The organism is Thermogemmatispora sp. (assembly GCF_042408735.1).
GTDB lineage: Bacteria > Chloroflexota > Ktedonobacteria > Ktedonobacterales > Ktedonobacteraceae > Thermogemmatispora.
Genome location: NZ_JBHOQV010000199.1, coordinates 1 through 12,179, shown reverse-complemented (window position 1 = coordinate 12,179; position 12,179 = coordinate 1). Strand labels below are relative to the sequence as shown.

Genomic DNA, 12,179 nt, shown 5'->3' with positions numbered 1-12,179 from the left:
TGTGATTTTCCGGGTGACGAATGTCTCTCCGCGACGCGGGCTTTCGTGGTTAAAAAGGATCCCATTGCAAGCGAACATCCCATAGCTTTCGCGATAATTGACCGTCATCCAATAAGCGTAAACCTTCGCGGCAGCATACGGACTGCGCGGGTAGAAAGGCGTGGTTTCGCGCTGTGGGATCTCCTGAACTTTGCCGTACATCTCGGAACTACTGGCTTGATAGAATTTTGCCTTAAGCCCCGTCTCACGTATAGCTTCCAGAATGCGCACGGTGCCCAAGCCAGTAACGTCGCCTGTGTATTCAGGGATATCAAAGCTCACGCGCACGTGGCTTTGCGCAGCTAGATGATAGATCTCGTCTGGCTGAATGCGGTACAAGAGTTTGATCAAGTTCGTAGAATCAGCAATATCACCATAGTGCAGAAAAAGGCGCACGCCGTTGACGTGAGGATCCTGGTATAGATGATCTATGCGTCCTGTGTTGAAAGTTGAAGCACGACGGATAATACCGTGGACTTCGTAACCTTTTGAGAGTAACAGTTCAGCTAGGTAAGACCCATCTTGTCCCGTAATTCCCGTGATCAAGGCCTTTGTCACTTCAATCTATCCCCACAAGATCAAAACAATCGTACTGGAGAGCGTTGCTCAATCACATTCCTGTACCAGCTTATATAATCTCCGACCTGACGATCAAGGTCGAAATACTGACGCGCCTTTTTAGCAGCATTTTCACCCATGTTCAAGCGCAACTCGCTGTTGCTTAACAAGCAACATATCTTTGAGGCCATTGCTTCCGAGTCTCCGACCGGGGTCAAAAACCCATCCGTTCCGTCTGTCACCTGCTCCGGGATGCCCCCTACGGCAGTAGCGACCACAGGGGTTCCGCAAGCCAGCGCCTCAAGAATAGCGTTTGGGAAAGTATCGGCTCTAGCAGCGTGTAGGTATACATCCGCGGCTTGGTAATAAAGCGCCACGACCGAAGGATCCCGCTGATGCGGAACGAACCGGACTTCTGTCTCCCCCACCCTTTCTGGCGGAGAGTTATCGCCTAGCGCTATGAAAACCAGCTTTCGATCCCGCAAACGAGGAGCGACTTTGGCTATAGCTTCGCTCATGGTTCGATAATCCTTCCAGATATTTTGTTTGATCCCATTCGCCGCGAAAAGAAGCATTTCCACAGTAGGTGAAATACCTAAAATCCTCTTAGCTTCGTGCTTGTTCCGATAGCGAAAAATGGACAGATCCACTCCGTAAGGTATCACACGCGCTTCCACGCTGGCTTTTGCGAGAATAGATTTTTCCACTTTTTCCATCAACCAACGGCAGGGGGTAGCAATATACAAGCGACTTCGGGAGTATATGCGCTGCTTGCGCCGCCAGTTGTATCTTGTAGCGTCGCGCTTTATCGCTGGATAGATCGTGAGGTCGGGACAGTTACCGCACCCGGCCCGCCAACGCTCGCAATCGAAAGAGTGCGCACAGTGCCCACTTAACAACCAAGCATCGTGGAGCGTAAGAAAAACGGGCAACTGACGACTAAGCTTAGCAAGGTATCGGAGATCAAAATACCAGCCATGCAGATTATGACAATGAACCACATCTACAGGGTGCGGAACTAGCGAGAGAAGCTTGTGCGTGCTGCTATAACTGAAGTCTTCTAATCCCAGTCGATCGTTAAACCTGTGCTTTATATCGGGTAGAACGCGAATGAGTGCGGAAAGCCGGCTTGCACCGCGCACTCTGCCTTCGAGCGGCCGCAGCATCGTAGCCGCTTTGAAGCAAGCCCTGCTGAAGAAACCGGATTGCCCGTTATGTAGCTGAATAACGTTTTCATCGGTCGAGCGCTTTCGACCAACTACCAACCAAGATTCTATTCCCGCATTCCGATACGAACGGAACAATTCCCAAGCGACCTTTTCCGCGCCTCCTCCCCAATCTGCGGTGTTGACTTGGAGTACGCGCATCCTCACTGCCCCTTGAACCAAGCTGTAAGTCGCTCGAGGAACTCTTCCCCACCCCAGTCCCTCACTATAAACCGTGGTAAATCATATGGGAAAGAGGATGACAACAACGGTCCTTCAAAATTCGCACAAGCAAGAGACAAACCGACCTCTCTCAAAACCGCCTTGGTGGTTTCGTTGTAATCGCCTCGCCCTCCAAAAGGATAAGAAAACGTATCAATCCGACGGGATAGAATATCTTCCAAAGTCGCGCGGCTTTCTGCGATCTCTTTAAGTTGTTCTGCCGCTGACTGAAGCGAGAGGACAGAATGCGTCACTGTATGCCCTCCCACATCCACCAGACCGCCTGCGGCAAGCTCTTGTATCTCACAGGGAGACATCGTTCTGTGCGTCACCCTGGCTGCTCTTGGTTTATTGACCCACCCCGCTAGATGTTCCATTACCGATTCTCGCGTCGACTCATCCAAATCCCGGATTATCGCAGCCAACTCGCGATACAGTTGATGTCTTCTGGTCGGAGAGAAGTCCATCGCTACGGTCCAACGCACTCCATCAACTCTTCCCAGAGAATCCACTTCATCTTTCAGCGTCCAACGGTGAGTTTTACCGTTTATGGTTATCTCCAAGCTCTCGGGCAATGCCCCATCAGAGAACAAGAGGTAATCGAGTTCATCCCACCAGAATTCACGACTCTTGCCTATGTTTCCCGTAGCGATGAACACAGTAGCTGGCACTTCGTACTTTTCCAAGAGAGGCTTAGCTTGGTACAAGTTGTCCGAGTATCCGTCATCAAAGGTAATCACTACGGCCTTGCGAGGCAATTTGTGCTCCTCGAACCTTGCTTGCAACTCGCTCAAACGAAGTGGATAAAAGTGACGTCTGATCGAGTCGAGGTGCTCAGCAAACTGCTGCGGTGTGACACAAAGCCATTGTGGATCAGAAGGAAGTTCGGCAACCCGGTGGTACAGCAGGATCAAAGCCTTTGATCCTAGGGGCCTGCTGCGAAATCGACGGAACCTAGATAAAATCCCTCTTGGCGACGCGAGCAATCGTGCGATCATCTTTCCTTAACGGCTCTAGCACAAACCTCTATCGAGAATCGGGGATCATTGTAATCCAGTTCTGACTGGGTGAACTCGTGCTTTACCAAGCCTCGAATCTCCCCCGCGGCTGTCAGCGAATTACCATACCCTTTCACCTCAACGTTATCATCGCCGAACGAGCTTAATAAAACAACACGCAACCCTTCTGGAGTAAATCGCCAAAGTTCGTGCCAATTCGGATCGCACATACTTATATGAGGGACACCGACCAACAACACTCCGCCCGGCTTCAATATGCGGTGCAACTCGGCAACGAACTTCTCCAAGTCACTTACTACATGCAAAACGTGCGTACAAATAATGCAATCAAAAAGATCACTAGGTATATCATTCGGTTTGGTTAGGTCGGCGACAATCGTGGCACTGGGATTCGAGTCGTCTACATGAAGGATGTCAATCTTGGTGACGGCATTCCCGCCAAAACGGGACGTATAAGAATCCTCTTGGAATTCCAAGCAATGCCCTTTGATGTCGGAAGAGTTGTCTTGTAAGAATCTTTCCAGATAATAACGATGTATTGGTAATCCGCGATCGAACCCCCACAGATAACTTAATGCTTCGACTCCAAAACCTACTTTCAACCTTGATTTAAGAACCAGCAGGTTGCTGAACGATTTTTTTATCCAGTATCTAAAGAATAAAGGTATAAGCGGCCTTATAGGGCGAGCGAACTTCCATCCTAAATAAGCCAAAAGAATGTTTTTATTCCCTTTGGTCATGCTTTACTTCCCGATCGAGGAACTTTTAAGTATTTCGGAGCTCAATATCTGTGCAACCAAATTGTCTTTCATAGGACGATGCCAAAACTTTAAGCGCCTTGCTTATCCTTAGGTACATATATGGGCAAGACGTAAAAGCCATTTTCACCCTCTATCGGTCTGATACATTCGGATCCATTTGAACTTTATCTTCCGCCAGCGCTTAAGCCCGGCAAGCTGCCTCACCAACTAGCTCTTGCAACTAGCTTTTGTCACTACTATCAAGTCAGATGAGACGCCATCACCACCTCCCAACCAACTCCGCTAGCACGAACGGCGCCCCAGCCATGATCTCCGCTGCATGGCTGCATACTATTTCGGGCACACTCTTTTTTTGAGAAACCACCATTCTCCATCAGAGAGATAGATTCGCTTGGTCACAATCCTACCCTACCCATGCTGACGGAGAGTTCTCAAGCACTCTCTTGGACGCCCTTCATGCAACCTTTTCGAATATTCTTGCAAGCAATGTACACACCCATTAGATTGTCTTGTAGGGTAAGCCTCCCCCTCTATCGCTTTCATCTACCTATAGCATGTAACAACACACTGCGGGTTAGAAGAGCTTTTAACATCGCTGTTTATCACCTTGTATGATCGACAAGACTTTGCTTAGAAATAGGGCTGATTTGTTCCAACCGAATAAGAGTTTTAGCTCCTCGGGCCTCCTTTTGAAGGCATAGCCTAGCTCGCGCGCTCCTAGATTTACATCCTTTATAGGATTGGTATGATCTCTTATTAGATGAGGGAAAAAGGCCCTTAGCGATTCTCCTCTGTGTATTTTGATGGTCGGGTCCACCACAATGGGATTCACTTTATACCAATTATCTTTGAGCCCGTCTTGACCGATCTCCATCACATTGATGGGTTGCAGAAACACTTTACAACCTGCATACAAAGCATACCAAACGCCCGTCATTACGTTGTTGCTGAGGAAGAACTCGGACTGCCTCAAGAAAACATACAATTTATACAGGAACTTGCTATCTTTTACATCACCAGCGCAGACGACTTTGTATCCTGCGCGCGCAAATATTGGAGCTAGTGAAGGATAATCGGCATAGTACAAACAAACCGTAACCGAATTAAAGCAAGACCGTATTTGGTTTAGGTAATCGATCATGTCATCTGTTTTGTACCTAGCTTCTATGGTCGGAATGGTGTGTGTAGGCATGACCAACAGGTTTCTAGTTCTCTCAGCAAAATCCGGCTCGGTTAAATACACGAACGGACTCCCGATGGCAGTAACTTTTTCGAACCCTGCAGCTCGCGCTTTGGCCAATTCCCGGCGATTCCAAACGAACAGTTTCAATGATTTTTTATCTTCGTCTTTAACTCCATTCGCAGCTGTTACATCCGGCATCAAGGGATCAATCCATCCATGAACCCAGAGCCCGTCTATAGATTTTGGAGGTACTTTGAACCCACAATAACGAGCAGCAATAAGCGAGTGTCCGTAATAATCGTTGTCTTCAAAGGTTCTCATTGCCCTTAACTCACCAAGTCCCAGCTTAGAGGAGTCCCCTTTGAAACATCTGTTGCTGCCTTTCGACCCAAAACGTTTTTCATGTGCTTCGGCGGTAAACCATGTCCAGGTCTAATCGAGCGTACGTTCTTTTCTGTAAAAGTCTCTCCTGCCTTGACATCTTCGACGACGAAAAGCGATCGACGGAAGACGCGACTTCGAGCTTCCTCTTGCCCCAAAGAATAGGATACACACCCTAAAGCTCTTTCAGCTGTCCTAACCCCCTCCACCATTGCCCTGAATTCATTTGGCTCCAAAGAGAAAGCACTATCAGGTCCTGGAATGGCCCTCGACATGGTCAAATGTTTTTCTATAATACTGCATCCCAGAGCCACCGAAGCGATCGGAACCGCTATACCCAAAGTGTGATCTGAGATACCGACTGGTAGACCGAAAGCTTGAGCGAGATGTGGAAGAGTTTTCAGATTCATCTCCTCAGGCGGCGCCGGATACGCGCTGTTGCACTTGAGTAACGCTATATCTCTAGCTCCTGCCCTCAAAGCTGCGTTTACTGCCTCGTCTATCTCCCCTAAAGTTGCCATTCCAGTAGAGATGATCAGAGGTTTACCTGTCTTCGCCATCTCTTCTATTAGCGGTATATCGGTTATCTCGAATGAGGCCACTTTGTGCGCAGGGACGTTCATTTCCTCTAGGAATTCAATGGCGGTGCTATCAAACGCCGTAGAAAACAACATGATTCCTAGTTCATCTGCGATTTTTTTGAGCTTCGGCTGCCACTCCCAAGGCATGTATGCCTCGGCGTACAGGTCGTACAGGCTTTTTCCAGACCATAACAATCCTTCGGACACGCGAAAGTAGTCTGCGTCACACTTGATAGTAAGTGTATCAGGAGTATACGTTTGAAGTTTTATTGCGTCGGCCCCTATTTCTTTGGCAATTTGTACAAGTTTAACCGCATGGTCAAAGTCGTTGTTATGGTTCGCGGAAAGCTCCGCGATGATAAATACCGGATGCCCACTTCCGACATGGCGATTGCCTATCTTCATCTACCTCAACTCCTGAACAATGATTAACGATCGAAGATTAACGCTCGAAAAGATACTGTACAGCAATTTGTTCCTTTCTTACTACCGTTCCGATTTTTCGAAATCCAGCTTTTTCGAAAGCCCTGATTGAGCCGAGGTTACTTGGCTTTATGTATGCACGAACCACATCAATCTCTTTGTGCTGGCACGCCTTCTCGACTGCGGATTTGATCAGTGAGCTACCATAACCCAAACCACGCTTACTTTTGTCTACGGCAACGCTGATCTCTGCCACCTTCTTCCTAATGCTAAAGCGTACCAGCCCTATGGATGAGTCGTCTTTATCCACCCCGATGTACATCAAGTAGTTAGGATCACTAATCTTGCGTTGGAACCATTCAACATGTTCGTCCCATGGTATATTTCGTTGGCTGAAAGATGCAGCTCTAACCTCTGGGTCATTAGCCCATTCCCAAAGCAACTTACAATCCCCTTCCTCGACTTCCCTCAATCTAAGGCGCTCTCCCTTCATGTGCATCAATAACCTATCTACCCCCTCCCCATCTACTAGTTCTCGTCCAAGGTGGGACATGCGAAGTCGGTCTTCATCCTTTGAATTCAGCAATTCAGACAATTTGCGCCTACTCGTAGAAGACAATCCCGACGTTTGTTCCCCTAGCTTGAGGTCTATAGCAATGCCTCTTTTACTAAGCTCTCTAACTGTAGGTCTTTGATTATCAGCCAACGTAATTAAACCACTCGGCAATCCCATGAACATCACTTCCCAAGCTGTAACACCCGCAGAAGTGATAGCTAAGTCAGCCCAAGCCATCAAATCTGGCATCTCCGAGCCGGCAACTCCGAACTCGACTCGAATTTTATCTTGATAGGAACTTTCTGAGATCTTGTGGCTGATGTCATGTCCTAATACAGCTCGTATATCAAAGCTCCTACCGTGTTCATTTGATATGCCATTCAAACCTCCGATGATCTTTAAGAACAGATCTTCTGTTGCCCCTCCCCCCAAAGTGAGTAGGATCTTTTGCACTTTCTCCGATATTCCCCTCTTCCATCTTCGCCATTTTCTGAATTCTCTACGCAGTAGGATATATTTTTCTCCCAGCAAAAGGAGAGTCGCTGGATCACACCTGTACTTAAGGTTCTTGGCATGAAGATTTTGGTTCACGATAATATCAGCGTGATAATTAGCAAAAGATGCCAGATCATCTATGACTAACAATCGAAAGCCAGCTTCTTTGATGCACCGTTGATAGTATGTGTCAAAGTGATAGCCGTCTAGAACAAACCATTCATCTGGAAAGGCCGCAATGATGCTGAGAGTTTGCTGTATGTCTTGAGAGTTTGGATGAGGGTCTTTTACCCAAAAGAGATGAAACCCCTCGTTTATCAAACGCTGTCGCAGTATCTTGTTCTGGCAACTACTGATAAAGACCACCTCACCGCCACTGTCCTTCCAAGCTTGCCCTATAGCCAAGCAACGCATCAGATGGCCAGCGCCGAGTTGTGCATTTGCATCCGCTCTAATAAATAGCTTGCGAAATTTATGTGTCATGAACGCTTACACTGTCTTTTGTTTGATGTGTCTATTGATATCCATCAATTCAGGTCGGCTTTCCAAAAATTCAATAACATCATTCTGAGAGAAATAATCATGACCAAAATGATCATAGATACATCTGACAAATAGCAAGTCCTCCTTTGTATCCACCGTCCATCGCATGTGCGAATAATCAGTGGCGTTCTGAATGCCGAAAATGCGGAATTTGTCTACGTTACGCTGGATATACGGCGTAACATGTTCACGCCAAACGGGATTTTGATCTTCTCGCCAAGCCTTTTTCAATGCATCAAACCGCATCACTTCAACTTCGAGGCCGCGCGGAAAAGTGCGCTTCGGCAAGAAATTGCACGCATAATCGATGTCCGGCTGCAGATCCAGAAACTTAGTCACTAGCACGTCTATTACAGATGGATCTATAAGCGGACAGTCGGAAGTGATTCGAACGACGACGTCGGATAAGCTTTCCACAGCAGCTCTGTAGTAACGATCAAGCACATCTTTCTCGTCACCTCTGAAACAAGACCAGTTTCGTTCGGCGCACAGACGCACTATATTCTCGTCTGCTTTTTCAGACGTGGTGGCTACTATCACCTCACTAATACTGACAGCACGGGCAGTGCGCCGTACCACTCGCGCTAACATCGGCTCGCCTGCCAAGTCACTTAGGACTTTCCCAGGCAATCTTGTGCTACCCAATCTAGCTTGGATAATCGCCGAGACCTTCATGTGTCGGATTTTGCAAAGCGATGGCGGCTACCATCTCGTGCCCTTCCCCAGCAAGTCACAACCTCAGGAATGCACTAATCACTTTAGTCAAGCCGCAAACTACATCGTCTACATCCGTTCGCGTCATTTTGGGGTAAATAGGAATGGAAAGAATCTGTTCGTACGCAGCCTCAGCCACCGGGCACAAACCGGGTCCAGTGCCAAACTTTTCAATGTAAAAAGGATGCAAGTACACAGGTAAGTAATGAACGTTGACACCTATTCCCTCCGCCCGCAAAGCGATATAAATATCCTTTCTAGACACCTGCAGTTTGGACAGGTCCAAGCGAATGACATATAAGTGATAGGCGTGATCGACTTCTTTCGACTTATTCAAGGAGCTAATCGCTGGAATCTCTGATAGAGCAGCATCATAACTACGCGCAATTTCTTGTCGTCGGGCCACCAGATCCGGAAGTTTGCGCAATTGGCTCATCCCCAACGCACATTGAAAGTCGGTTATTCTGTAATTATATCCTAAATCGACCATTTCATACAGCCAAGTACCTCTTTGTTCTCGTTGGCGAAACTCAGTTGTTATTCCGTGATTACGGAATACCCTCATCCGTTGAGCGAGCTTCGCATCGTCAGTGGTTATCATCCCTCCCTCGCCTGTGGTTATATGCTTCACAGGGTGGAAGCTAAAAGTGCTAAGGTCTGCAAGCGAACCAACTGAGCGTCCCTTGTATTTTCCCCCGAGAGAATGACAAGCATCCGCAATCAACCCCAAATTATATTTACGGGCGATGTATCTCAGAGAATCATAATCACATGGTTGCCCCGCATAATCTACGGCAACAATCGCCTTTGTGCGGTCCGTTATTTTTTCTTCCACAGCTAGCGGGTCGATAAGCAAGGTTTCGGGATTAACATCGACGAAGACCGGTTTGGCCCCTTGGAAAATAACCGAGTTAGCCGTAGCAACAAAGGTTAATGCAGGAACAATGACCTCATCTCCAGGACCAACTCCAATGGCGTGCATCGCGGCGTGTAGCGCTGCTGTCCCGCTATTGACAGCTACGGCCTCTTTTGTACCGACAAAACTAGCGAATCTTTGTTCGAACTCTTCTATTTTGGGTCCTGTGGTTAACCAAGCTGAGCGTAACACGCTGACAACGGCTTTGACGTCGTCATCCTCCAAGTGGTGTAGTCCGTATGGCAATAAAGAAGCTCTAACTGGCCTCCCCCCATAAATGGCTAGCTGTGCTTGGTTTTCTCTCATGAGATCTCCCGAACGAGCACTCTCAATTCATCGACAGTTAATTTCTCCGGATTATTGTCACTACTGTAACGAAAGCCATCGGAAAGAGATCTGCCATGCGCCCAGTTATCAGTGTGCCACCAAGGATGTAGAGGCAAAACCACATACATATCATCCGTTTCGATTGTATGCCTAGACTCATCCTCAGAGATCAAAACTTCATGAAGCTTTTCCCCCGGACGAATGCCTATATACTCGACACTAGCATCCGGAGCAATTGCTTTAACCAGATCCATTATATTCATACTCGGAACCTTCGGCACGAAGACCTCCCCACCATGCATCTTCTCTACACAGCTGATGACGAATCTTACTCCTTGTTCCAAGGTTATCCAGAAGCGGGTCATGCGTGGATCTGTGACGGTCACGCGACCAGCGCGACTCTGTTCCAAGAACAAAGGGATCACGCTCCCTCTACTACCCACTACATTTCCATAGCGAACACAGCTAAAGCGGGGACCACATTCTCCAGAGTATGAATTGCTTTGGACAAACAACTTCTCCGCACAAAGCTTTGTAGCGCCATATATGTTTATCGGATTCACGGCTTTGTCTGTGCTCAAGGCTATCACTCTTTCAACACGGGCACTGATCGCTGCCTCTATGACATTGCGTGCACCTATTATATTAGTCATAATCGCCTCTATTGGATTGTACTCGCAAGCAGGAACTTGCTTTAATGCTGCGGCGTGAACCACAACATCTACCCCGCTCATTGCCATCCGCAATCTTTCGACATCACGCACATCTCCAATAAAGTAACGTAAACAGTCATGTGTGAAACCGAGCATTCTCATTTCGTGTTGTTTCAACTCATCTCGGCTGAAAATGATCAGTTTTTTGGGTCGGTGCTCCTTTAAAACGATCTCGACAAACTTCTTACCAAAAGACCCTGTTCCTCCTGTTACCAAAATATGCTTGTCCTGCAAAAGACTCATGTTTCAGAACTCCTTTATAGGCGCTTGAATTTTAAATATATCCTTGTTCACAAATGCTTTGGGTTCAAAACTCTAGCCTAGTTGGGCACCAGATTCTAACCCTTTGTACTTCGTGTAGTTATTTTACTCTTCGATCTCTTCCACTACCCATGGCAGTAAAGTGCTGAAAAAACCTAAGCGACTATTACCTCGTTTGGAGGTCCAGTCACTGAGGCGGAAAGCTAACACAATCCCTGGTGACTCTATGTCGAAGCCTTTTATTCCTACTGGGCTCGCAAAGTTTAGGTAGACACCATAATCCCCGGGGCCTAAAGTTCTCTGTGGGATGGTTATGCGCACAACATGCTTGCCTACGGGCAGATTATCCAGCGGGTTTGGGGGGACATCAAAAGTATCAGAGACTAGAACCGTCATACCATCAGTCCTTATTATAGAAAGGTAGCCGTATAGTCCAGGCACCGGTCGAACAACCCGGCAGAGTAGCTCAATCACAACCGGCTCATCACAAGAGAAGTCCTTAGTATTCTTCCCCTCATAGTTTAGGAGCTTAGCCGAACATAGCTGGAAGTCTTTCTCTGGGTCTTCTTCAAACTCGCAAATAGCTTCGCCTTTTGACCTGTTAATTTCTTTTAGGTATTCGCTCACTATTTTAGTGGCAAGCCCCGAAGACCTTTTTTCTCCATCATCAAGCCAAAGAGAAACATTGCATAAATCTTTTACAGCGGCCATATTATGGCTGACAAAGATAACTGTCCTTCCTTTTCTAGCGATATCACCCATTTTACCCAAGCATTTTCTTTGGAAGCTGACATCACCAACTGCCAACACCTCATCGACCAATAAGATCTCCGGATCCAAATGCGCAGCTACTGCAAAAGCCAATCTCATGTACATCCCGCTCGAATAGTGCTTAACGGGCGTATCTATGAACTTTTCGATCTCGGCGAAGTCAACTATCTCATCGAACTTCTTATCTATCTCGCGGCGCGTCATCCCCAGGATCGCGCCGTTCAAATAGATGTTCTCGCGGCCCGTAAGCTCTGGATGGAAGCCGGTTCCTACTTCGAGCAAGCTGCCGACACGTCCGTAAAGCTCCACTCGACCGGTGGTTGGCTCCGTGATGCGCGACAGGATCTTCAACAGAGTCGATTTGCCTGCGCCGTTGCGCCCGATGATGCCGACCACCTCTCCCGGATAGACCTCGAAGCTCACGTCCTTGAGCGCCCAGATCGTCTCCGAATTCGCGTGCCCGTTGCGGCGCAAACGCTCCAACGGCGCACGCGCAAAACCGGTTAGCGCA

General features: G+C 47.7%; 11 protein-coding genes. All 11 read right to left on the bottom strand.

Going from position 1 to position 12,179, the window contains the following annotated elements; translation table 11 throughout:
• Positions 1 to 597 (bottom strand): GDP-mannose 4,6-dehydratase (locus tag ACFMO7_RS21375; RefSeq protein WP_376797510.1); only part of this gene is annotated, 597 nt, incomplete at its 3' end.
• 20 nt (positions 598 to 617) lie between these two features.
• Positions 618 to 1,964, bottom strand: a complete 1,347-nt coding sequence (locus tag ACFMO7_RS21370) for a glycosyltransferase (protein WP_376797509.1) — start codon at positions 1,962 to 1,964, stop codon at positions 618 to 620.
• A 2-nt stretch (positions 1,965 to 1,966) separates the two neighbouring features.
• The gene (locus tag ACFMO7_RS21365) at positions 1,967 to 3,022 is read right to left on the bottom strand and encodes a polysaccharide deacetylase family protein (RefSeq protein WP_376797508.1); all 1,056 of its coding nucleotides are present in this window, start codon (positions 3,020 to 3,022) and stop codon (positions 1,967 to 1,969) included.
• Entirely contained in the window at positions 3,019 to 3,783 is a 765-nt protein-coding gene (locus ACFMO7_RS21360) for a methyltransferase domain-containing protein (protein ID WP_376797507.1), read from the bottom strand. The genes ACFMO7_RS21365 and ACFMO7_RS21360 overlap by 4 nt, the downstream gene beginning before the upstream one ends.
• Positions 3,784 to 4,390: 607 nt before the next feature.
• Entirely contained in the window at positions 4,391 to 5,308 is a 918-nt protein-coding gene (locus ACFMO7_RS21355) for a hypothetical protein (RefSeq protein ID WP_376797506.1), read from the bottom strand.
• Between the two features lie 5 nt (positions 5,309 to 5,313).
• Positions 5,314 to 6,354, bottom strand: a complete 1,041-nt coding sequence (gene pseI, locus ACFMO7_RS21350; RefSeq protein WP_376797505.1) for a pseudaminic acid synthase — start codon at positions 6,352 to 6,354, stop codon at positions 5,314 to 5,316.
• 37 nt (positions 6,355 to 6,391) lie between these two features.
• Complete coding sequence (pseG, locus tag ACFMO7_RS21345; protein WP_376797504.1) at positions 6,392 to 7,906, bottom strand: UDP-2,4-diacetamido-2,4,6-trideoxy-beta-L-altropyranose hydrolase; 1,515 nt, start codon at positions 7,904 to 7,906, stop codon at positions 6,392 to 6,394.
• A gap of 6 nt (positions 7,907 to 7,912) precedes the next feature.
• Positions 7,913 to 8,641, bottom strand: coding sequence for a cytidylyltransferase domain-containing protein (locus tag ACFMO7_RS21340; protein WP_376797503.1), 729 nt, complete (start codon positions 8,639 to 8,641; stop codon positions 7,913 to 7,915).
• 55 nt (positions 8,642 to 8,696) lie between these two features.
• On the bottom strand, positions 8,697 to 9,902 hold the full coding sequence (gene pseC, locus ACFMO7_RS21335; protein WP_376797502.1) for a UDP-4-amino-4,6-dideoxy-N-acetyl-beta-L-altrosamine transaminase: 1,206 nt from the start codon (positions 9,900 to 9,902) through the stop codon (positions 8,697 to 8,699).
• Complete coding sequence (pseB, locus tag ACFMO7_RS21330; protein WP_376797501.1) at positions 9,899 to 10,879, bottom strand: UDP-N-acetylglucosamine 4,6-dehydratase (inverting); 981 nt, start codon at positions 10,877 to 10,879, stop codon at positions 9,899 to 9,901. Before pseB ends, pseC begins: the two co-directional genes overlap by 4 nt.
• Positions 10,880 to 11,002: 123 nt before the next feature.
• On the bottom strand, positions 11,003 to 12,179 hold a 1,177-nt coding region (locus ACFMO7_RS21325; protein WP_376797500.1), incomplete at its 5' end, for an ABC transporter ATP-binding protein.